General features: G+C 76.2%; 26 protein-coding genes. 13 read left to right on the top strand and 13 right to left on the bottom strand.

Translation table 11 applies throughout. The annotated features are described in order from the left end of the window. Nucleotides 1–6 precede the first annotated feature (6 nt). The 8 genes from RTG05_RS19435 to RTG05_RS19400 all read left to right on the top strand — a co-directional run bounded on the left by RTG05_RS19435 (nt 7) and on the right by RTG05_RS19400 (nt 9,302). Entirely contained in the window at nt 7–2,235 is a 2,229-nt protein-coding gene (locus RTG05_RS19435; protein ID WP_315912059.1) for an ATP-grasp domain-containing protein, read from the top strand. Further along, complete coding sequence (gene wecB, locus RTG05_RS19430) at nt 2,232–3,380, top strand: non-hydrolyzing UDP-N-acetylglucosamine 2-epimerase (RefSeq protein ID WP_166529299.1); 1,149 nt, start codon at nt 2,232–2,234, stop codon at nt 3,378–3,380. Before RTG05_RS19435 ends, wecB begins: the two co-directional genes overlap by 4 nt. Further along, a complete protein-coding gene (locus RTG05_RS19425; protein WP_166526484.1) occupies nt 3,377–4,129 on the top strand; it encodes an HAD family hydrolase in 753 nt (250 codons plus the stop codon). Before wecB ends, RTG05_RS19425 begins: the two co-directional genes overlap by 4 nt. Nucleotides 4,130–4,304: 175 nt before the next feature. Further along, a complete protein-coding gene (locus RTG05_RS19420; RefSeq protein WP_166526483.1) occupies nt 4,305–4,886 on the top strand; it encodes a hypothetical protein in 582 nt (193 codons plus the stop codon). Then, nucleotides 4,879–5,580, top strand: a complete 702-nt coding sequence (locus tag RTG05_RS19415; protein ID WP_166526482.1) for a PIG-L deacetylase family protein — start codon at nt 4,879–4,881, stop codon at nt 5,578–5,580. The genes RTG05_RS19420 and RTG05_RS19415 overlap by 8 nt, the downstream gene beginning before the upstream one ends. A gap of 283 nt (nt 5,581–5,863) precedes the next feature. Then, on the top strand, nt 5,864–7,972 hold the full coding sequence (locus tag RTG05_RS19410) for a DUF222 domain-containing protein (protein ID WP_208104659.1): 2,109 nt from the start codon (nt 5,864–5,866) through the stop codon (nt 7,970–7,972). Nucleotides 7,973–8,049: 77 nt separating this feature from the next. Then, on the top strand, nt 8,050–9,039 hold the full coding sequence (locus RTG05_RS19405; protein ID WP_166526481.1) for an IS481 family transposase: 990 nt from the start codon (nt 8,050–8,052) through the stop codon (nt 9,037–9,039). A 56-nt stretch (nt 9,040–9,095) separates the two neighbouring features. Continuing rightward, on the top strand, nt 9,096–9,302 hold the full coding sequence (locus tag RTG05_RS19400; RefSeq protein ID WP_315912058.1) for an HNH endonuclease: 207 nt from the start codon (nt 9,096–9,098) through the stop codon (nt 9,300–9,302). A gap of 112 nt (nt 9,303–9,414) precedes the next feature. Here the strand turns inward: RTG05_RS19400 and RTG05_RS19395 are convergent, their stop codons facing one another. Together RTG05_RS19395 and RTG05_RS19390 are read right to left on the bottom strand one after the other, a co-directional pair. Beyond that, on the bottom strand, nt 9,415–9,588 hold the full coding sequence (locus RTG05_RS19395; RefSeq protein WP_166526479.1) for a DUF1059 domain-containing protein: 174 nt from the start codon (nt 9,586–9,588) through the stop codon (nt 9,415–9,417). A gap of 53 nt (nt 9,589–9,641) precedes the next feature. After that, a complete protein-coding gene (locus tag RTG05_RS19390) occupies nt 9,642–10,787 on the bottom strand; it encodes an EAL domain-containing protein (RefSeq protein ID WP_315912057.1) in 1,146 nt (381 codons plus the stop codon). 245 nt (nt 10,788–11,032) lie between these two features. Between RTG05_RS19390 and RTG05_RS19385 the strand changes: the two genes are divergently transcribed. Both RTG05_RS19385 and RTG05_RS19380 read left to right on the top strand, forming a co-directional pair. Next, nucleotides 11,033–11,695, top strand: a complete 663-nt coding sequence (locus RTG05_RS19385) for a response regulator transcription factor (RefSeq protein WP_166526478.1) — start codon at nt 11,033–11,035, stop codon at nt 11,693–11,695. A 100-nt stretch (nt 11,696–11,795) separates the two neighbouring features. Further along, nucleotides 11,796–12,065, top strand: coding sequence for a hypothetical protein (locus tag RTG05_RS19380; RefSeq protein ID WP_166526477.1), 270 nt, complete (start codon nt 11,796–11,798; stop codon nt 12,063–12,065). Between the two features lie 119 nt (nt 12,066–12,184). On the opposite strand, the gene RTG05_RS19375 is transcribed toward RTG05_RS19380, so the two are convergent. After that, complete coding sequence (locus RTG05_RS19375; RefSeq protein ID WP_166526476.1) at nt 12,185–13,081, bottom strand: DUF2382 domain-containing protein; 897 nt, start codon at nt 13,079–13,081, stop codon at nt 12,185–12,187. A gap of 194 nt (nt 13,082–13,275) precedes the next feature. Here RTG05_RS19375 and RTG05_RS19370 point away from each other — a divergent pair, with 194 nt between their 5' ends. After that, nucleotides 13,276–14,055, top strand: a complete 780-nt coding sequence (locus RTG05_RS19370) for a TetR/AcrR family transcriptional regulator C-terminal domain-containing protein (protein ID WP_208104658.1) — start codon at nt 13,276–13,278, stop codon at nt 14,053–14,055. 21 nt (nt 14,056–14,076) lie between these two features. On the opposite strand, the gene RTG05_RS19365 is transcribed toward RTG05_RS19370, so the two are convergent. From RTG05_RS19365 to RTG05_RS19330, 8 genes are all read right to left on the bottom strand, one after another. Further along, nucleotides 14,077–14,406: an STAS domain-containing protein gene (locus RTG05_RS19365; RefSeq protein WP_166526475.1), complete on the bottom strand. Its 330-nt coding sequence runs from the start codon at nt 14,404–14,406 to the stop codon at nt 14,077–14,079. 186 nt (nt 14,407–14,592) lie between these two features. Next, a complete protein-coding gene (gene amaP / locus RTG05_RS19360) occupies nt 14,593–15,159 on the bottom strand; it encodes an alkaline shock response membrane anchor protein AmaP (protein ID WP_166526474.1) in 567 nt (188 codons plus the stop codon). Then, nucleotides 15,156–15,683 (bottom strand): DUF6286 domain-containing protein, encoded by a 528-nt coding sequence (locus RTG05_RS19355; RefSeq protein WP_166526473.1) that lies wholly within the window; start codon nt 15,681–15,683, stop codon nt 15,156–15,158. The genes amaP and RTG05_RS19355 overlap by 4 nt, the downstream gene beginning before the upstream one ends. 13 nt (nt 15,684–15,696) lie before the next feature. Next, nucleotides 15,697–16,092: an Asp23/Gls24 family envelope stress response protein gene (locus RTG05_RS19350; protein WP_166526472.1), complete on the bottom strand. Its 396-nt coding sequence runs from the start codon at nt 16,090–16,092 to the stop codon at nt 15,697–15,699. After that, on the bottom strand, nt 16,089–16,271 hold the full coding sequence (locus tag RTG05_RS19345; protein WP_166526471.1) for a hypothetical protein: 183 nt from the start codon (nt 16,269–16,271) through the stop codon (nt 16,089–16,091). Before RTG05_RS19345 ends, RTG05_RS19350 begins: the two co-directional genes overlap by 4 nt. 28 nt (nt 16,272–16,299) lie before the next feature. Beyond that, complete coding sequence (locus RTG05_RS19340) at nt 16,300–16,530, bottom strand: hypothetical protein (protein WP_166526470.1); 231 nt, start codon at nt 16,528–16,530, stop codon at nt 16,300–16,302. 20 nt (nt 16,531–16,550) lie between these two features. Next, on the bottom strand, nt 16,551–16,880 hold the full coding sequence (locus tag RTG05_RS19335; protein ID WP_166526469.1) for a hypothetical protein: 330 nt from the start codon (nt 16,878–16,880) through the stop codon (nt 16,551–16,553). Next, nucleotides 16,877–17,353: an Asp23/Gls24 family envelope stress response protein gene (locus tag RTG05_RS19330; RefSeq protein WP_166526468.1), complete on the bottom strand. Its 477-nt coding sequence runs from the start codon at nt 17,351–17,353 to the stop codon at nt 16,877–16,879. Before RTG05_RS19330 ends, RTG05_RS19335 begins: the two co-directional genes overlap by 4 nt. 166 nt (nt 17,354–17,519) lie before the next feature. On the opposite strand from RTG05_RS19330, the gene RTG05_RS19325 reads away from it, so the two are divergent. Then, nucleotides 17,520–18,227, top strand: coding sequence for a hemerythrin domain-containing protein (locus RTG05_RS19325; RefSeq protein ID WP_166526467.1), 708 nt, complete (start codon nt 17,520–17,522; stop codon nt 18,225–18,227). 123 nt (nt 18,228–18,350) lie between these two features. On the opposite strand, the gene RTG05_RS19320 is transcribed toward RTG05_RS19325, so the two are convergent. Together RTG05_RS19320 and RTG05_RS19315 are read right to left on the bottom strand one after the other, a co-directional pair. Beyond that, nucleotides 18,351–19,394: a YihY/virulence factor BrkB family protein gene (locus RTG05_RS19320; RefSeq protein WP_166526466.1), complete on the bottom strand. Its 1,044-nt coding sequence runs from the start codon at nt 19,392–19,394 to the stop codon at nt 18,351–18,353. A 93-nt stretch (nt 19,395–19,487) separates the two neighbouring features. Next, the gene (locus RTG05_RS19315) at nt 19,488–20,744 is read right to left on the bottom strand and encodes an MFS transporter (RefSeq protein WP_166526465.1); all 1,257 of its coding nucleotides are present in this window, start codon (nt 20,742–20,744) and stop codon (nt 19,488–19,490) included. Between the two features lie 208 nt (nt 20,745–20,952). Between RTG05_RS19315 and RTG05_RS19310 the strand changes: the two genes are divergently transcribed. Continuing rightward, entirely contained in the window at nt 20,953–21,117 is a 165-nt protein-coding gene (locus RTG05_RS19310) for a hypothetical protein (RefSeq protein ID WP_315912056.1), read from the top strand. Nucleotides 21,118–21,160 lie beyond the last annotated feature (43 nt).

Here is a 21,160-nt window from a genome sequence, read left to right as displayed (position 1 = left end):
GCGACGGTGACGACGACGGCGGTGGCGGCGGTGGTGACGGACCGGGGGAGGCACCGCGCCGGGCGGCCCCGGCGTCCCCGCCGTCCGCGGCGCAGCGGCCGCCGGCTGCTGCCGGTGCTGCTGGACCTCGCCCTGGCCGTGGTCATCTGCGCGGTCGGTTTCCGCTACGGCGCGGACCTCCTGCAGGTGCACGAGGCCCGCTGGGTGGCCGCCGTGCTGGGCTGGGTCGGCGTCGACTCGGTGTCGGGCTCGCTGGAGCGCCACGTCCTGGTCTTCCGCCCCGACGGGGAGATCATCCTGGCCGAGGTCACCGAGTCCTGCTCGGCGATCCTGTCCGTCCTCGGGCTCACCGCGCTGACCGCCGTGGTGCTGCGCGGCCGCCGCCAGCACGCGGTCGCCGGGCTGGTCGTCGCCGTCGCGGCGCTGCTGGTGCTCAACCACCTGCGGCTGGTCGGCTCCACCGTCGCCGGCCTGGTGTGGGGCACCCCGGCCCTGGTGCTCTTCCACGACTGGGTCGGGACGGTGTGGAACCTCGCCGCCACCCTCGGCGGGTTCCTGCTGATGGTCTGCCTCACCCTGCCCGCCGCCGAGCGCGCCGAGCAGGACGTCGCCGGCCGGCACACGGCCCGCCGTCCGGACAGCTGGGCCCGGCCCGGCCTGGGCTACCGGCCGGCCGACGACGACGTCCGCACCGCCACCCGGCGGGTCAACCTGACCGGCCTGGTGTACCGCTACATGCTGCCCACCCGGGTGGCCCGGTGGATGGGCGCGCGCCGCGAGGCCGGCCGCATCGACTACCGCATCGGTCACCTGCCGTCGGCCGAGCGTGCCGCGCGGGTGCGCGCGCTGGCCGCCGACGGACTCGGCGCGCACGCCGCGTCCCTGGTCGCGGTGGCCACCTACGACGAGGACCCGGCCGTGCTCGACGCGCTCGCCGCCGCGATCGCCGCCCGCCAGTGGGAACCGGTGACCTCCCCCCGGGTGGCGGCGCTGCGGTTGTGGGCGCGCGCCTGGCTGCTGCAGCACCCCGAGCGGGACACCGCCCCCGGCCCGGCCGCCCCCGGCCCGGCCGCCCCCGACCCGGCCGCCCCCGACCCGGCCGAGGCACCCACCGAGCGGCTCTCGCGCGCCGCGCCGCCCCGGCGACCCCCGGTGCCACCGGCCCCGGTCCGCCCCGACGACCCAGGACGACCGATGACCGCCTCGCTGCCCTCCCCGCGCCCGCCCGCGGCTCACCCGCCGTCCGACGGGCCCGCCGTGCTCGTCACCGGGGCGGGCGGCCCGGCCGGCGTGGCCGTCGTCCGCCGGCTGGTGGCCCTCGGCCACCGGGTCGTCGCCGCGGACGCCGACAGCACCGCCGCCGGCGGCGCGCTGGCGCACACGGCGGTCACGCTGCCGCGCGGCGACCACCCCCGCTTCGTCGACGCGCTGCTCGGCGCCTGCACCGCGTACGGGGTCGACGCGCTGGTCGGCACGGTCGCCGAGGAGCTGCCGGCGCTGGCCGCCGCCGCCGGGCGGCTGGCGGCGGCCGGCGTGGCCACTTGGCTGCCGGACGCCGCCGCCGTCGACCTGTGCTGCGACAAGGCGGCCTTCGCCCGCGCGATGGCCGCCGCGGGCGTGCCGCACCCGGCGACCGCGGCGTCCGTCGGCCGGCTGGCCGGCGTGCCCGGCCCGTGGGTGGTGAAGCCGGTGGCCGGCCGCGGCAGCCGCGGCGTGCAGCTGCTCGACGACCGGGACGCCGTGCTGGCGGCGCTCCGGGCCGACGGCGAGCTGATCGTGCAGACCCGGCTGACCGGCCGGGAGTTCACCGCGGACGCCCTGGTCGACCGCGACGGCGCCGTCCGCGTCGTCGTGCCCCGCTGGCGGGAGGAGACCAGGGCCGGCATCTCGGTGAAGGGCCGCACCTTCGCCTCGGCCGCCGTGACGGAGGTGGTCACCGGCGCGCTGGCCGCGGTGCGGCTGACCGGGCCGGCCAACGTGCAGGGCTTCGTCGCCGACGACGGCACCGCGACGGTCGTGGAGATCAACCCGCGCTTCTCCGGCGGGCTGCCGCTGACCCTGGCCGCCGGCGCGGACGTCGTCGGCGCGTACCTGGCCGGCGTGCGCGGCGAGGCGCTGCCGGAGCTGGACTTCCGCCCCGGGATCGCGATGAGCCGCTACTTCGCCGAGACCTACCGCAGCGAGGACGGCACCCCCGTCGAGGACCCGTGCGCGCCGGTGGCGGTGCGGGCATGAGCCGCAGCCGGCACGTGCTGGTGCCCTTCGGCACCCGCCCGGAGGTGGTCAAGCTGGCCCCGGTGGTCACCGCCCTGACCGGGGCGGGGCACCGGGTCAGCGTGGTCGACACCGGCCAGCACACCGACCCGCGGATGGGGCCGGAGCTGCAGGCGGCGCTGGGGCTGGTCCCCGGTCACCGGTTCACGCTGCCGGCCGACCCCGCCGAGCGCACCGGGGCGCTGCACGCCGACGCGTCCCGCGCGCTGCGGTCGTGCGCGCCGGACGTGGTGCTCGCGCTCGGGGACACCAACACCGTGCCGGCCTACGCGCTGGCCGCCCGGGCCGCCGGGGTGCCCTTCGCGCACCTGGAGGCCGGGCTGCGCAGCCTGAACCCGCGCAGCGTCGAGGAGGTCAACCGGCGGGTCGCCGCCGCGGTCGCCCAGCTGCACCTCGCGCCGACGGAGCGGGCGGCCGCGTTCCTCGCCGGCGAGGGCGTGCCCGCCGAGCGGGTGTTCGTCGTCGGCAACCCGGTGATCGACACCCTGGTCGCCCGGGGCGTCCGTCAGGTGCCGGTGAGGGAGCGGACCGGCGTGCTGGTCACCGCCCACCGGCCGACCAACGTCGACGACCCGGTGCGCCTGGCCCGTCTGGTCGGCGTCGTGACGGCCCTGGCCGGGACGGTCGGGCCGGTCACCTTCCCGGTGCACCCGCGCACCGCCGCGCGGCTGGCGGAGACCGGGCTGCGCACCCGGCTGGAGCACCCGGCGGTCACCCTGACCGGGCCGGTCGGTCACGACGCCCTGCTGGGCGCGCTGGCCTCGGCCCGGCTGGCGGTCACCGACTCCGGCGGCATCCAGGAGGAGGCCGCCTACCTCGGCGTCCCGGTCGTGGTGCTGCGCGGCTCGACGCCGCGCTGGGAGGGCGTGGAGGCCGGGACGACGACGCTGGCCGGGCTGGCCGACGACCGCGCGGCCGCCGCCGTGCTGGCCGCCGCAGCCGGGCACACCACCCCGGCGGGGCAGGAGCGGGCCGCCACCGCACCCTGCCCGTACGGCGACGGGACCACGGGCGCGCAGGTGGCCGCCCTCCTCGCCGACGAGCGCACCGACGCCCTGCTGGCCCTCGACGAGCCGGACTTCACCGACGGCCGGTTGCCGTGGTGACGGAACTCCGGCCGCTGGGTGTGGTGGTCGACCTCGACGACACGCTCTACCCGCAGGCCGAGTACCTGGCCTCCGCTGCGGCGGCGGTCGCCGTCGCGGCCGGCCGGGCCGGGCTGGACGCCGCCGCGGTGCACGCCGCGCTGCGGGCCGAGCTGGCGTCCGGCTCCGACAGGGGCGGGACGATCGACCGGGCGCTGCTCGCGGTGGGCGTGCCGGCGACGTCCCTCCCCGGGCTGGTGCCGCCGCTGGTGGCCGCCTTCACCGGGCACACCCCGCCCCGGCTGGGGCCCTACCCGGGGGTGGCCCCCGCGCTGCGGTCCCTGGCCGCCGCGGCGCCGCTGGCCTGCCTCACCGACGGCGCCCCGGCCATCCAGGCGGCCAAGCTCGCCGCGACCGGTCTCGGAGCGCTGCTGCCGGTCGTCGTCGTCACCGACGCCCTGGGCGGGCGGGCCGTCCGCAAGCCGCACCCGGCCGGCCTGGTGGCCGTCGCGGCCCGGCTGGGCCTGCCGCCGGACCGGCTGCTGGTGATCGGCGACCGGCCCGGCAAGGACGTCGCCGTGGCGGCCGCCGTCGGCGCCCGGGCGATCCGCGTCCGGCAGGGGGAGTACGCCGCCGCCCCCGACGCCCCACCCGCCTGGGCGGTCACCGACACCTTCCCGGAGGCCGCCGTCCTGGCGCTGGACCTCCTCGGGACCGGCGTCCCCCCTCCGGACGAGGCCCCCTGGGCGGGGCTCGTGTCGGGCGGCTGAGTCGTGGTGCGTCCTCGACGGAGGGCCCGACGAGGTCGCGCCGGCGGCCGACCGCTGCGCCGCCCCCTCACCCCTCCGGGTGAGACCGTCCGCCCGGGTCTCCAGCGGAGGGCGGGACGTGCCGATGCCAGTCCGTCGGGGCGGGAGTGCCGCCCCCCGGACGCGAGGACTGAGCATGGACGGGTCGACGAGACCCTCACCGGCACGGCGCCTGCGGGCGTCCGTCACGCAGCTCGCGCTGGTGACGGTGCTGGCCGGCGCGGTACTGGCCGCGACACCGGGCACCGCCGAGGCGCGGGGACAGGTCCAGCCGACGCTGGACTGCGCGCGGGCGAACCCGGACGGGACCCACACCGTGGTCTTCGGGTACACGAACAAGACGGCGCAGTCGGTCACCATCCGCGTCGGCCGGGAGAACAAGATCACGCCGAAGCGGCACGACGGCAAGCAGCCGACCACCTTCGCCGCCGGTGAGCAGCGCGGGGCCTACTCCATCACCGTGAACGCCAAGGAGTGGCGGCACGGCGCGTCCTGGGCCCTCGACGGGCACACCGTGTCGGTCGGGCCGAACGGCGTCTACGGCGGGAGCTCCTCGAAGGCGACGACCTGTCCGTCGTCCACCGAGCTGCCCGAGGAGGGCAACGGCACCGGCCCGGCGATCGTGCTGGTGCTCGCCGGCGTGGTGGGCGGTGTCGCGGTGCACCGCGTCAACCGGCGCGCTCGCGACCTGGCTGCCAGGAGCGGCGGCGATGCGTAGGGTCCTCGCGGTCGGGGCGCACCCCGACGACATCGAGCTCGGCTGCGGTGCCACGCTGCTGGCGCACTCCGCCGCCGGTGACGCCGTCACCATGCTGGTGATGACCGGCGGGGAGAACGGGCCCGGGGACGACGAGGCCGTCGTCGGCCGGAGGCTCGAGCAGGAGCAGGCCGCCCGCACGCTCGGTGCCCGGCTGCTCTGGGGCGGGCAGCGCGACTGCACCGTCGTGCCGGACGCCGCCACGGTCGCCGTCGTCGAGCGGGCCATCGCGGAGACCGACGCCGACGTGGTGTACGTGCACGCCCCCGACGACAGCCACCAGGACCACCGCGGTGTCGCCGCGGCGACGCTGTCCGCGGCCCGCCGGCTGTCCCGGGTCCTGCACTACCAGAGCCCGTCGACGCTGACGTTCGCCCCGACGACCTTCGTCGACGTCACCGCCTACCTCTCCGGCAAGCTCGCCGCCCTCGGTGCGCACGCCTCCCAGGTGGAGATGTCGGCGATGGTGGAGCCCGACGCCGTCGTGGCCTCCGCCCGGCACTGGGGCGCGCAGGCACGGATCGGGTACGCGGAGGCATTCGCCCCCACGCGCATGGTCATCGACCTGCTGCCCACGGCGCCACGTGAGCCGGTGGAGGTCCCGGACGCCTACCGGCTGACCCTCTCGGCCTCCCTGGCGGCCCACGCGCACTGACGTCCCTCGGGGTGATCGAGCCGGTGGTCCGGACGGGACCATCGGGCTCGACCGCGTCGCCGGTCGCCCGGACTCGGTGCCCGCCCGGCATGCGTGGCAGGGGCGGACGGCGAGCCGCGTTCGTGTGTGCACGAGCATCGAGCGAGGCTCGTCCCCGGCGCGGGGGATCTGCTTCGCCTTGGTCCGGCGGCGTTGCGGAGCCCTTCGCCTGTTGGCGCCGATCGGCTCGCTGACCTGCACTTTCGTCTTGCTCCGGTCGTCGCCGGGGACTATGATCGAACACGTGTCCGACACTGTGCCGCCCCGCAGCGAGGGTCTCGCTGCGCCGGCGGTGGGGTGGGCGTCGGGTGCGTTGGGTGTGGTGCAGGCCGCGGATCGGGAGATCGCCCGGCAGGTGGCGGTGCGGGCGCGGGCGGTGGCGGAGTTCGCCGCGTCGCGGCCGGCGTCGGTCGATCGGGCGCAGGGTGTGCCGGGGGCGATGTCGGCGGAGCGGTGGGCGGGCCGGGCGGAGGTGTTGCGGCCGGTGTCGGAGTGGGCCACCGCGGAGCTGGCGGTGGCGTGCAACCTGACCCGGCCGGCGGCGGAGGCGTTGCTGGCCGAGTCGTTGACGGTGGTGCACCGGTTGCCGGGCACGCTGGTCGCGCTGGAGGCCGGCGTGCTGCACCGCGGGCACCTGTGGCACCTGGTGGACAAGGTCGCTCCGATCGGCGACGACGTGCTGCGCGGGCAGGTGGAGGCGGAGCTGCTGGACTGGGTGGGCCGGCGGCGGCAGGTGACCACCCCGGCGCAGCTGGGGGCCCGGGCGCGGGTGGTGGTGGCCCGCCGGGACGCGGCGGCGGTGGCGCGGCGGTTGGCCGCGGCGCTGACCGAGCGGGGGGTGTACCTGCGGGCCGAGCGGGCCGAGGGGATGGCGTGTGTGTCGGTGGTGTGCACGGTGGCGGAGGCGCGGGCGCTGCACGCGGCGCTGCTGGCCTGTGCCGACGCGCTGACCGACGACCCGGACGCCGACAGTGTGGGCGCCGACGACCCGGACACCGGCGGCGGGGACGCCGCGGGGGCGGTCGCCGACGACCCGGACACCGGCAGCGGGGACGCCGCGGGGGCGGTCAGCGGTCCGCCGCGCACGCGGGGGCACAAGGCGGTGGATGCGCTGCTGGACCTGGTGCTGCGCCCGGGGGAGTCCGATGTGCCGCCGGTGCGGGTGTTGCTGCACGTGGTCGCGTCGGTGGCCACGCTGCTGGGTGGGGACGCTCCGGGTGAGATCGATGGGGAGCCGGTGCCCGCGGAGATGGCCCGCCAGCTGGCCCGTGCCTTTGCCGGCCTGCACCCGGTCGCCGGTGACACCGAGCCCGCCGACAGCGAGTCCGCCGGCACCGAGCGCAACGACAGCGAGGGCAGCGACACCGCCAGCACCGACAGCGCCGGCACCGCTGCTGCGGCCGCTGCCGTGGGCGCCGGTACCGGTGATGCCAACGCCGTTCCGGTTGAGCCGGAGATGCCGGTCCGCGGCGACGCCGCTGCCGGTGTGCCCGGCGGGGACCCGGTGGACGCCGCGGGTGGGCCGATCGAGCGGGCCGAGGCCGAGCTCGACGCCGACGACTTCGACCGGTGGCTGGCCGAGCTGGTCGACGAGGCGTTCAGGAACGCGCCGGCACCGGGTGATCCCGGTTGGTCACCCGGTGCCCCACCCGAGCCGGAGCCACCCGAGCCGGAGCTACCCGAGGCGGAGCCACCCGGTGTCGGGGATCGCAGGTGCGGGGGAGGGGACCTCCGGGGGTGGGACGCCGGTCGTGCACTCGACCACCACGACGCCACGGCCAGCGCGACCACTGCCGGCGTGACCACTGCCGGCGCACCCCACGGTGTGCCCGGCGGTGGGTGGTGGGCGGCCGCGGACCGGGCCGTGGACGATGCCGGTGCCGCGGTGCACGCCGCCGGCCTGGCCCTCGCCCACGCCGACCGGGCGGTGGGCACCGCCCTGCGCGCCCACGCCGCCGTGGAGGCCGACTGGGCCGCGGGCCCGGCCGGGCGGGTGAACGCCGCCCACGACACCCTGGGCGCGCTGGCCGCCGCCACCGACACCCAGCGGGCCGAGCTGGCCGCGCTGCTGGCGGCCACCGGCGGTGGCGGGCTGGTCGACCGGCCCCGGATCGTGCTCACCGACGCGGTCAGCGGCGCCCTGCGCGCCCTGACCGACCTGCCCGGCCTGCGCCGCGCCGCCCACTGCGACCGCCCCGCCTGCCGCCGGAGCCCGGACACCTGCGGGCACGACCTCACCGCCCGCCCCGGCCTGGGCCCACCCACGCCCACCGCCGGCTACACTCCCGGCGCGGCACTAGATGTACTGACCGGAGACGTTGGTCGAGGGCGTGCAATCACAGGATCTGATTGACGGATGTTGTGAGGGAGGACCTCCGGGCGTGGAGTGGAGCTGCTGAAGGCGACCACTGCACGACACCGGAGGTCCTCGTGCTCCACGCTAATGCCGCACTGACACCACGCCAGCGGCTGCAGATGGCCCGACTCATCGTCGAGGAGAAGTGGCCGGCGACGCGGGCCGCCGAGCGCTTCGGTGTCTCGGCAACCACCGCCCGGCGCTGGGCCGACCGCTACCGCACCGAAGGCGCCGCCGGCATGACCGACCGCTCCAGCCGGCCCCACACCAGCCCGACCAAGACCGATCCGGCGAGGACGAAGCGGATCGTGTCGCTGCGGCTGCGTAAGCGCTGGGGGCCGGTTCGGTTGGCCGCCGAGACTGGCGTGGCGCCCTCCACGGCCGGAGCGGTGCTGCGCCGCTGCAGCATCGGCCGGCTGTCTCGTCTCGAGCGCCGCGAGCGGGTGGTCGTGCGCTATGAACGCGAGGCGCCCGGTGAGCTGCTGCACGTCGACGTGAAGAAGCTGGGCAACATCCCCGCCGGCGGCGGGTGGCGCTTCCTCGGCCGGGTCCAGGGCAAAGTCAACCGGCACCTCGACGGCGGCCGGGCCCGAAGCCGCTATCGCAACCCGCTGATGGGCCACGGGTTCATCCACGTCGTCCTCGACGACCACTCTCGACTGGCCTACGCCGAAATCTGTGAGGACGAGACCGGCCCCACCGCCGCCGCGGTGCTGCGCCGGGCGGCCGACTGGTTCGCCGCTCGCGGGGTGACCGCTCGCCGGGTGCTGACCGACAACGGCGGCTGCTACCGCAGTCGCAACTGGGCCGCTGCCTGCGCCGAGCTGGGCATCGCTGCGAAGCGGACCCGGCCCTACCGGCCGCAGACCAACGGCAAGGTCGAGCGGTTCAACCGCACCATGACCAGCGAATGGGCCTTCGCCCAGCTGTTCACCAGCGAAGCCGACCGCCGCGCGGCCTTCCCTGGTTGGCTACACGCCTACAACCACCACCGGCCCCACACCGGCATCGGCGGCCACCCGCCCATCAGCCGCCTGACCAACCTCCCCGGTCAGTACAACTAGACCGCTGGGTACGCGCCCGCGACCGCCGCTGCCGCTTCCCCGGCTGCCGCCGCCACGTGCCCGCCGGCGGGGAACTGGACCACCACCGCCCACACGCCGACGGCGGGCACACCTCCGCGGCCAACCTGGCCGGCTACTGCACCACCGACCACCGCGGCAAGCACCAGGCACCCGGCTGGACCCACACCCTGCACCCCGACGGCACCCTCACCCTCACCACCCCCACCGGCCTGACCGCGGTCACCACACCACCGCCGTACTGAGCGCCCGTCCCACGGACGGCAGCCCACGGACGGCAGCGCGCGCACCGCGGAGCCCCGGCCCGTCACGGGCCGGGGCTCGCGGGGGACCGCGGGGTACCTCAGGCGGGGCGGCTCACGCCGCGCGGATGGCCGCGCGGACCTGCGCCACCAGGGCCGGCGGGATGTCGCTGAGGCCGTGGTCGTCACGGGCGTGACCGGCGACGGCGACGAGGATGTCGTCATCGGTGGGGGCGCTGAACGTCCGTCCACACGAGGGGACGACGTCACCGCACGCGAACTGCTTCACGGTTCACCTCCGGGGTGAGGGGGAGACCGCCGTCCGTCGGACGGCGGGGTCGGTCAGCCGGCGTCGGCCGCGGCCAGCTGCAGCAGCAGCCGTTCGATCCGGACGACGCCGAGCGCGTTGCCGCGCGCGTCGACGCACACGACGGGGTCGAACCGGGTCTCCTCGGGCCGGGCCGCCACTCGGCGGGCGATCTCGCGGAGCCCGGTGGAGGAGTGCACCCGCAGGCTCACCGGCGCCCGGCGGTGGCCGGGCGGGTCCGCACCGCGCCGGTACGGGATGAGCAGGCTGACCGGGTGCCCGTAGCCGTCGACCTCGACGCCGATCGCGCCGTCCGGTGCCCGACCGTCCTGCAGCACCACGATCGGCTCGACCAGCGCCGCGACGTACTCGACCAGCCGGGCCTGCGCCGCCTGGCGCCGCAGCCGTTCAGCGACGGCCGGGTCCAGCCCGGCCCACGGCGGACCGGGTCTCCCCAGCAGCCAGCCCTGGCCGAGGGGCACCTGCAGCCGCTGGAAGGCCAGCAGCTCGCCCCACGTCTCGATGCCCTCGGCGAGCAGCCAGGCATCGATCCGGCCGCCGAACTCACCGAGCATCTCGACGAGGGCCAGCTTCACCTCGTCGCCGTCGGCCCCGGCGACCAGCGCCCGGTCGAGCTTGATCAGCTGCGGTCGGAACTCGGTGATCTGCCGCAGCCCGGAGTAACCCGAGCCCGCGTCGTCGACCGCGAGCAGCGCGCCGCGCGCCCGCAACCGGTCCCGCAGGTCGATCAGCGGCCGCAGGTCGGCCACGGCCTGGTGCTCGGTCAGCTCCAGGACGAGCGGCGCCAGGCAGTCGGCGGCCAGCAGCAGGTCGGACAGCGCGGGCTCGGTGAGCAGGTGGGGGCTCACGTTGACGGTGAGGAAACAGTCCGGCGGCAGCGTCGGCATGACGGCGAGGGCCTCGCGGACGACGACCGCCTCCAGCTCCGCGCCCCGCCCCACCGCGTCGGCCGCGGCGAACCACCGGTCGGGCGTGGCGTCGCTGGGGCGCCCGTCCGGCGTGTGGAAGCGGGCCAGCGTCTCGTACCCCGCCACCGTGCCGCGCTGCAGGTCGACGATCGGCTGGAACACCAGGTGCAGCAACGAGGGGTCGGCGAAGACCGAGGCCAGCCGCGCGTCCCAGTCCGCCGACGCGGCGTCGGTCCTGGGTGGCAGGGACACGGACACGTCCTCCCATCGGCAGCAGCAGGAGTCCGGCGCAGCGCGGAGGTGTCCCGGGCCGGCCCGGGTCACCCGGCGGGGTGAGGGAGCAGGCCGGGGACGGCGCGCGCGGCCCTCGTCGCGCCCCCAGCCCTGCTGGACGATGACGCCGACCAGGGCAACCGGACGGCGACGGGACGACGATGGCGCGGAGGACCGTCGCGGCGCCGGGACCGGGTGCCCTCCGTGACCCGGGGAGGACCGCCGTGAGCCGCGTGCTCATCGCCGAGGACGAGACCCGCATCGCCGCGTTCATCGAACGCGGCCTGCAGGCCAACGGCTTCACCACCGCGGTCGTCGCTGACGGCCACGCCGCGCACGCCGCGGCGGCCGGCGGCGACTTCGACCTGGTGGTGCTCGACATCGGCCTGCCCGGGATGGACGGCTTCGAGGTGCTGCGGGCCCTGCGGGCCGACCGGGTGGACATCCCCGTGGTCGTCCTGACCGCGCGGGACAGCCTGCAGGACACGGTGGCCGCACTGGAGGGCGGGGCGGACGACTACATGCCCAAGCCGTTCCGCTTCGAGGAGCTGTTGGCCCGGGTGCGGCTGCGGCTGTCCGGTGGCCGGCAGACCGAGGCGACCGTGCTGACCTGCGGCGACCTGTCGCTGGACCTGCGGACCCGGCGTGCCCAGGCCGGCGGCCGCACCGTCGAGCTCTCCGGCCGGGAGTTCGCCCTGGCCGAGGCCTTCCTGCGCCACCCCGGCCAGGTCCTCGCCCGCGAGCAGCTGCTCAGCCACGTGTGGGGGTACGACTTCGACCCCGGCTCGAACGTCGTCGACGTCTACGTCCGCTACCTGCGGCGCAAGCTCGGGGCCGCGCGGATCGAGACCGTGCGCGGGATGGGCTACCGGCTCCTCGCGGACTGACCCGGAGGAATCCCGGCCGGGGGGTGTCGGCCGTCGAGCAGGGGTACGTGGGGGTGCAGCGGCCGCGCCGTCCGGCGCGGCCCCGACACAGGGAGATGCCGTGCCCGACGTACCCCAGCCGCTCACCGACAACAGCGTCAAGGTCCGCCAGCTCACGCACTACCAGTTCAGCTGGATCGCCGGGGAGGCCGGGCAGCCCGGGACGTACACCCTGCAGCTGGTCCTCGACCAGGGCGCCTGGGAGGAGGTCCTCACCCTGGACCCCGACGACGCGGACAACCTGCAGGACCTGCTCACCAACACGGGCACCGTGCACTACGACATCGAGCGCCGGGTGCTGATGTTCGGCGTCACCTCGACCGGCAGCTGACCGGTCCCGCACACGACGAGGCCCCGCCGGCAACTGCCGGCGGGGCCTCGCCGTCTGTGGCCCTGCTGCAGGGTCCCGCGCCGAGCGGAGCGAGGCGTGGGGGGCAGCAGGGTCCTTGATCAGATGCGGCGGTCCGTGGTGGGCCCGTCGACCTCGATCTCCTCCTTGCGCACGGTCTCGTCGACCTGCACGGTGTCGGTGACCGTCTCCTTGTCCAGGCGGATGCGCTCCACCGGCACGGCCTCCTTCTCCACCACCGGACGCTCGGCGTGCAGCGTGACCTCGTGCTCCTCCTCCGAGATCGCCGGCCCGTCGTAGGCCTGCCCGGCGTTGGCGTCGGTGATCGGCTCGCGCTGGACCCGCACCTCCTCGCGGGACACCGGCACCGTCTCGGTCACGTTCTCGCTCACCACGTACTTGCGCAGCCGGGCGACGCCGGCCTGCTCGGTGCGGGTGCCCACGCTCAGCCGCTCCTCCGAGCGGGTCATCGCGTCATCGGTGGTCGGCCCGGAGGTGTCCCGGCCCACCGCGCGGCCCTGCACGTCGTCGTAGACCCCGTCGCCGTCCCGGTCGGTGCGCCCCGACGTCCCGGCGGCCATCCCTGCGGTGTCGGTGGTCGTGCCCGCGGTCCCGGTGGCCATCCCGGCGGTGCCGGCGGCCATGCCCGCCGTGCCGGTCGTGGTGGTGTCGGTCATCGACGTGCCCGAGCCCATGCCGTAGTAGCGGTAGAGCTCCTCCTCCTCCTGCGGGGACAGGTGCCCGTCGGTGTCGACCTTCGGCGCGTCCTTGATCTTCGCCTTGTCGTAGGGGAAGCGGAGCTGCTCACCGGAGAGGTCGGCCTGCGCCAGCGGGACGAAGGTCTCCTTGGTGCCGAACAGGCCGGTGTGGACGGTCGCCCACTCGGGGCGGCCGGTCTCGTCGTCGAGGTAGACCTCGGCGACCTTGCCCACCTTGTCGCCGTCGGCGTCGTAGGCGGTCGTGCCGATGACCTGGCTGATCTGCTGCTCGGTGATCACAGGGGCTCCTGTCGTGGTGAGGTGGTCGGCGCGGGACCGGGGAGGTGCTCGCCCCGCACTCCGGTGTGTCCTGGGTGCCCGGCTGCTTACGCGGTAAACGCCACTCCTCTGGGTCGGTCCGGCGCACAGCGGGGGCATCGCAGCCGTCCGGCAGGGGTACAACGGGGGCCGACGAGGAGTGGAGGGCGGGCGACGTGGCGGACCAGAGTGGGCCCCCTGCCGACCCGACCGCGCAGCCGCCGGGCGGCACCGGGGCGGTCCGCGCCCCGCTGACCAGGACCATCCGCACCCCGCTGGACCGGCGCCGGGTGCTCACCGCCGCCATCGACTACATCGACGAGCACGGGCTCGAGGCGCTCACCATGCGCCGGCTGGGTGCCCACCTGGGCGTCGAGGGGATGGCGCTGTACCGGCACGTCACCGGCCGCGAGGACCTGCTGGACGGCGTCGTGGAGCTGGTCATCGACGCCCTCTACGGCGACCCGGAGGTGTACCTGGCGCCGCAGTACGGCTGGCAGGACTACCTGCAGCGGCTGGCGCACGGGGTGCGCCGGATGGCCATGGCCCACCCCGCGGTCTTCCCGCTGGTGGCCACCCGGCCACCGGCCGCGCCGTGGGTGCGGCCCCCGCTGCGCAGCCTGCGCTGGCTGGAGTCCTTCCTGGACGCCCTCACCGACCACGGCTTCACCGACGAGGGCGCGGTCGCCGCCTACCGGGCGTACACCAGCTTCCTGCTCGGTCACCTGCTGCTCGAGGTCTCCCAGCGCGGCGTCCCGATCAGCCCGCTGGACGACCCGGACGCCTCCCCGTCCGCCGGGGCCCGCTCCCTGGACGAGTACCCGCACATCCGCCGGCTGGCCCCGCTGCTGGCCGAGGACGAGTCGGCCGCGGAGTTCGAGGAGTCGCTGGAGAACCTGCTCGAGCGCCTGGCCCGGCTGCTCCGCGAGTCCCAGCACCCCGGCGTGGCACGCTGACCGACCCCGGACGGCGGGAGGTCAGTCCGTCACGACGTCGAACAGCCCGACCACCCCGGTCAGGCGCAGCACCTGCAGCACCCCCCGCGAGGGGCGGCGCAGCTCCGGGCGGCCGCCGGCGCGGCGGTGCGGCTCGGTCTCGCGGACCAGCAGCGCCACCCCGGCGGAGTTGAGGAACCCCGCGGCCGAGGCGTCCACCGCGACCACGGCGCCCTGGCCGACGTCGCCGTCCGCGGGGCGGTCGCGCTCCCACCGGGCCACGGTCGCGGCGTCGACCTCGCCGTGCAGGTGCAGCACCAGCCCGTCGGCCCCGGCCTCCAGCCGGACGGCACCCGGGGGGTGGGGTGGCACGGCGCTGAGGATCACGATGACTCCGTTCGGGGGACGGGTGCGCCGGCCGGGGCTGACCAGGTGTCGTTTACAGGGTAAACGGCGCGCCGGTCGAGCGGAGGGCGGGCCGGTACGACGCGGGGCACGCCGGCCGCGGACGCCGCGACGGGCCGGCCCCCGCAGGAGACCGGCCCGTCGTCGGCCCGCTCAGCGCAGGCCGCGGCTGCCCGCCCGGCGGCCGGGCCGCAGCTCGACGTCCACCGGCAGGTCGGGGTCGTCGACCGCCTGCCGGGCGTGCGCGACGACCCGGTCCTCCAGCACCCGGCGCACCTCGGCGACGTCGGCGTGGTCGGCCAGCTCGACGGCGACCCGCAGCGTGCGACCGCGGTGCTCGACCACCCGGGCCGAGGCGCCGAGCACCCCGCGCAGCGACCGCGCCTCGGCCTCGACGGCGTCGGCGAGGGCGCCGGCGTGCACGACGGTGCGCCCGTCGCGGTCGTCGCGGGTGAGGTCCAGCCGGCCCACCCGGTCGGTGTGCAGCTGGGCCAGCAGCCAGCGCAGCGCCAGCAGGGCGACGAGCAGACAGCCGCCGGCGACGGCCCACCAGAACCAGGGCTGCTCGCCGGGGTAGGCGCGCGCCTGCTCGGGCAGCACCGGCGGCGGGTCGCCGAACGCACCGGACCCGGCCGCCAGCCCGACGCCCCCACCCCCGGCCAGCAGCAGGCCGAGCAGGGCCAGGACGGTGCGGTTGGCGGTGTCCACGCGGCGGCTCACCGGCCGGCTCCCCTCACGGTGACCCGCGGCCGCAGGGTGCCGGACAGGCCGAGCTCCTCCAGCCGTTCGGTGACCGCGCCGGTCACCCGGGACTGCAGGTCACCGGGGTCGCGCAGCGCGGTGGCCGCGCGCACCCGCACGGTGCGGCGGCGGGCCCGCACCGTGGCCTCGCGGACGCCGTCCGGGCGGGTGGCCGCGGCCCGCAGGGTGCGCTCGATGCCCCTCTGGGACGCCGTGGTGCGCACCGACTCCACGCGCGAGGGCAGCGGCAGGGCCCCGGGGCGGCCGCGGCGCAGCGCCAGGACCAGCAGCACCAGCCCGAGGACCACCGCGCCGACGAGCGCGGCGCGGACGGCGGTCGACGCCAGGGTCTGGTCGGCCAGCCAGGAGGTCCAGTCCGGGTGCGGCACCAGCCAGGGCTGCTGTCCGAACGCGGCCAGGACGATCTCGGCCACCGCGAGCAGGCCGCCGAGCACGAGGGCCAGCGCCAGCAGGGTGGCCAGGACCCGGTTCACCACGGCCATGGCCGTCCTCCCCTCACTGCACGCGCCGCGCGGGCGCGGCGGTGGTCACGAAGTCCACGACGTCGACGTCGACGTGCGCGACCTCGACGTCGGTGATCCGCCGGACGTCCTCGCGGATCCGGGCGCGCAGTGCGTCGGTCACCCGGCGCGCGGACTGCGGCCAGGCCACCGCGATGGTCGCCTCCACGGTCGCCACGGAGCCGTCGACGGTGGCCCGGACGGCGGCCTCGGCGTCCGGGCGGGACTCGCCGACGGAGATGCCGAGGACGCGCCGCGGCGCGGCGGCCGCGCCGTCCACCTGCGTGGCGGCGTAGCCCGCGACGCGCTCGACCACCCGGTCGGCGACGGTCAGGCTGCCGCGCTCCTCGGGCGGTCCGCCGGGCAGGGCGTCGGCGGCCGGTGCCGTCACCGGCCCGGTCCCCGGCCGCCCAGGTAGGGCGTCAGGTCCAGCTGGCCGGCGACGACCTTGCCGACGAGGAAGCCGACCACGCCGAGGACGGCGGTGCCGACGAAGGCGTCGAAACCGCCGATCACCCAAGCGAGACCGAGCAGCAGACCGGTGAACAGACCCACCACGGTGGGGGGCATGGCGGTACCTCCAGAACGGGGATCGGGCTCACACGACGCGGCGTGGAGCGGGGGAGCGGCGCGCCCGCCACCAGGCGAGCACCCGGCGGACGCCACGCGGACGGCGCGCGAAGCGCACCTCGGCACCGGCTCCGGGACGGGACGCCCAGGCCCGCTGCGTGCGGGCGAACGCCTCGGGGTCACCGCCGAGGTCGGGGTGGTGCCGGCGGAGCTCCGCGCGCCGGCGGCGGCGCTCGTCCGGGGACAGGGGCGTCGTCATGGACGGGCTCCTCCGGGTGGTCAGGCCGACGGACCCGGCGGCAGGGCCGGCCGTTCCTCGCCGGGCAGCTGCAGGTCGGCGACGTGCACGTCGACGGGGCGGCCACCGGCCAGGGGCGCCACCCGCGTCCGCACCTGCTCGCCGAGCAGGGGGAGCGGGACGCCCCGGGCGGCGACCACGCTGACGGTGACCCGCTCGTCGGTGAGCTGGACGCCGTCGACCCGCCGCCCGGGGAGCAGGGTCACCACCGGGCGCAGACCGCCGGCGTGCAGCCCGGCCACCGCTGGCGCGGCGCGGACCGCGGCGGCGATGACCTCCGCGGCGTCGGGTGGGTTCGGGCCGGCCGTCACTGGACCCGCACGAGCTCCTGCTGCTGACCCTCGTCGTCCGACGGCAGGTGGATGTCGTTGACGGCGATGTTGACCTCGGTGACCTGCAGGCCGGTCATGCCCTCGACGGCGTTGACCACGTTGCGCCGCACGGAGCGGGCGATCTCGGAGATCGGGGCGCCGTACTCGGTGACGATGTCCAGGTCGACCGCGGCCTGCTTCTCGCCCACCTCGACCGACACGCCCTGACCGATCGACTGGGTGCCGCCGGGGATGCGCTCGCGCAGCGCGCCGAAGGCCCGCGCGGCGCCGCCGCCGAGGGCGTACACCCCGGACACCTCGCGGGCGGCCAGGCCGGCGATTTTCTGCACGACGCCGTCGGCGATCGTGGTGTTGCCCTGGCTGGTCTGCAGCGCCGACGGAGACGCCGTCTGGCTGAGGGCGCTCGAGGTGGTGGTGCTGCTGCCGGTGGCGGCGGTGGTCGACTGCGTCATGGATTCGGCCCTCTTCGTCTCGGACAGGACTGTCCGCTCTGACGTCCCCCTGTTGTTTCGCTTGTAAACAACAAGACGGCGCGCCACACAGATCGCCGTCCTGGCGGCCGTGCATGGCACGGACGCCCGGCGGGCAGGGCAGGACCTCGCAACCGGAGGTGTCACCATGGCTCGATCGATCGCCGAGCAGTCCGTGTCCGAGCTGGGCGGCCCGGCCAGCGTCCTGGCCCGCCAGCGGGCCGACCACGTCGACCTGGACCGGCTGCTGTCCGAGCTGGACGGCACGACCGGCCGCGCCCAGGAGGAGGTGCTCACCCGCATCGACCGGCTGGTGTTCAGCCACGCCTTCGCCGAGGAGACCGTGCTGTGGCCGGTGGTGCGGCGCGTCCTCCCGGACGGCGACGAGCTCACCCTCCGCGTGGAGGAGGAGCACCAGGAGGTCAACGAGCTGGTCACCGAGCTGGAGACGCTGGCGCACGACGACCCGCGGCGCGCGCAGCGGCTGGCCCGGCTGGTGGAGGTGCTGCAGGAGGACGTCCGCGACGAGGAGGACGTGCTGCTCCCGCGGCTGCAGGAGCGGCTGGACGCGCGCGAGCTGCGGGCGCTGGGCCGTCGGTGGGAGCTGGTGCGCCGGATCTCGCCGACCCGGCCGCACCCGACGGTCTCCCGCCGGCCGCCGGGCAACGTGCTCTCGGCCCTGCCCCTGTCGGTGCTGGACCGCAGCCGGGACGTCGTCGACGCCGTCGTCCGCCGGGTCCCCGCGTCGCTGGCGCCGGCTGGTGAGCTGGTCAGCCGGGGGCTGGCCGGGCTCGCCGGCCTGGTCGAGCGGACCCGCCCGGCCCGCCGCGGCGACGGCCCCCCGACCGCCCGCTGACCCCCCACACACGCCAGTGGCCCCCTCCCACCACGGGAGGGGGCCACTGTGACGTGCTGGAACGGCCCTCCTGCAGGGTCCCGCCGCGAGCTCGCGAGCGGTGGGGGGCAGGAGGGTCCTTCCTCAGTGGGTGTTGCGTTCCTTGGGCTCGGCGCGGGCGTCGAGCTGGATCTCCTTGTCCGCCAGCGGCACGCCCTCCTTGAGCTCCTTGGTCCGCTCGATCTCGGCGTCCAGCTCGATGCCGAACAGCAGCGCCAGGTTGGTCAGCCAGAACCAGACCAGGAACACGATGACGCCGGCGAGGGTGCCGTACGTGGCGTTGTAGTTGCTGAAGTTGGCCACGTAGAAGGCGAACAGCGCCGAGGCGCCGGCCCAGACCAGCAGCGCGACCGCGGCACCGGGGCTGGTGAAGCGGAAGCCGCGCAGCTTCACGTTCGGCGCGAAGTAGTACAGCGTGGCGATCATCAGCGCGACCAGCACGACGACGACCGGCCACTTGGCCCAGCTCCACACGGTCACCGCCGCGGGGGGCAGACCGATGGCGCCGGCGACGGCGTCGACGACCGGGCCGCTGAGCACCAGCATGGCCACGATCAGCGCGGCGAACAGCACGCCGATCAGGGTGACCAGCAGCTGCAGCGGCTTGAGCTTCCAGACCTTGCGGCCCTCGGGGGTCTCGTACACGACGTTGGCCGCGCGGGAGAACGCGCCCACGTACCCCGAGGCCGACCAGATGGCGGCGGCCAGCCCGAGCAGCAGGCCCAGGCCGGCGGTACCGGTGTTCCCGGCGATCTGCTCGATCACCGGGTTCAGGGTGGTCGCCGCCTGCTCGGGGACCACCGCGGTCAGCGCGTCGGTGAGCTGCTGCGGGTTGGTGAGCAGGCCGACGATCGACAGCAGCGCGATCAGCGCCGGGAACAGCGCCAGCGTGCCGTAGTAGGTGAGCGCGGCCGCCCAGTCGGTGAGGTTGTCCTCGCTGAACTCCGTCAGCGTCCGCTTCAGCGTGCCGCCGGCGTTCGCCTTGCCGTCGGCGCCCTGCGGTGCGCTGTCCAGGCGGGTGTCGTTGACCTTGGGGTCGTTCGGAGCGGGGTCCCCGGCGCGGTTGCCGGAGAACCGGGTGTCCTGGGCCGCGGTACTGCTGCCGCGGGGGCCGGTCGAGCGGGCCATCGTCAGTCCTCCGGTCGGTGGGTGGAGGACCCCGTGGTGCCCAGCATGATCGTGGTCCATGCCATTGCCGGTGTGTCGCCACCCGTCCGTGACCTACGCCGGGCCGCTCCGCCCCGGCACGGGGGACCGCCGGCCGGCGAGGGTGACCGCGACGACGGCGGCCGCGCTGCCCGCCCCCACCAGGGCGACCGCGGTGAACGCGCTGGCCGACGGGAAGCCGCTGGGCCCCGTCCCGGCGGCCACCACCTGCGCGGGGGTGTCGCGCAGCACGGCGAGCAGGCCGAACCCGGCCACCCCGCACACGGCGCCGGCGCGCAGCGTGGTCAGCGCGCCGATCCGGGCCACCACCCGCCCGGCCACCGGGCCGAGCAGCACGCCGGCCACCCCACCGGGCAGCAGGTAGACCACCGCGGCCTGCAGCACCGAGGCGCCGAAGCCGTAGCCGGCCGCCTCCGGCGGCGTCTGCACGTACTGCAGGACGACCAGGAAGGACGTGAAGAGCCCCACGCCGGTCAGCAGGCCGGCCAGGTTGGGCACGATGATCCGCGGGTCGGCCAGCAGGGCCGGACGGACCAGCGGGTCGGCCCGCCGCTGCTGCAGCAGCACCCAGCCGGGCAGCACCAGCGCGGCCCCGACCAGGCAGCCCACCGTCCCGGGCGACCCCCACCCCCAGGCGTTGCCCTGCGACACCGGCAGCAGGAGCAGCACCAGCCCCAGGGCCAGCACCACTGCGCCGGCCCAGTCGACCCGGCCCGACCCGGTGGCCGGGCGGCGCGGCAGCACCACGGCCGTCAGCACCAGGGTGAGCACGCAGACGACCAGGCCGATCCAGAACGGGCGGTGGTAGTCCGCCCCGTCCCGGGTGAGCACCCCGGCGGCCACCAGCCCCACCACGCCGCCGACCGCCAGGGTGCTGCTGACCACCGACATCGCCACGTCCAGCCGGGCCGCCGGCAGCTCCCGGCGCAGCACGCTGATCGCGAGGGGGAACAGGCCGTAGGAGACGCCCTGCAGCACCCGCGCCACGAGCAGCAGCGGCAGGGAGGCGGTGACCAGCGCCATCAGGGTGCCCGCCGTCATGGTGGCGAGGACGCCGAGGACGACCGGCCGCTCGCCCCAGGTGTCCCCGAGGCGGCCCAGCACCGGCGTGGCGACGGCGGCGGCCAGCAGGTTCGCGGTCAGCACCCAGCCCGCGGCGTTGGGCGAGACGCCGAGCTGCGCGCCGATGGTGGGCAGCAGGGGGACGACGAGGCTCTGCATGAGCGACAGCGCCGTCGTCCCGAGCGCCAGGACGGCGACCAGCACCGCCGGGCGCGGCGACCGCTGCCCGGGGTCGGCGGCGCGGGACACGCGGCGATCAGACCACGGGCTGCGACACGCACGTGCGGACGGTCGTCGCCGTGGGTTCGCTCACACGCCACCGCCTGGACGCCCGGGTCGACGGTTGAGGCGCCACCCTGGTGGGCAGATCCGCTGCGACGACGACCTGCCGCCCAGGGCCCGACCCGGCGGCGACACCCAGCACGGAGGAACAAGACTGATGGTGCTGTGGCCGGCCGTGACCCTGATCGGATTCGTGGTCCTGACCGCACTGGTGATCGTGATGGGGATCTCCTCCACGGCGCGCTACGAACGCGAGCAGCGCGCCGCGAAGGCCGTCCCCGCCTCCCCGGCCACCACCCGGACCGCGACCGCCGAACCGGTGGGTGCCCGCGCCGTCTGAAAGAGGACCACCCTCCCCCCACGCCTCGCATGCTCAGCGCGGG

Origin of the sequence: Geodermatophilus sp. DSM 44513, from assembly GCF_032460525.1 — a bacterium.
Classification (GTDB): domain Bacteria; phylum Actinomycetota; class Actinomycetes; order Mycobacteriales; family Geodermatophilaceae; genus Geodermatophilus.
The sequence above is the reverse complement of the archived record's forward strand: the minus strand, read 5'-3'. Positions and strand labels throughout refer to the sequence as shown.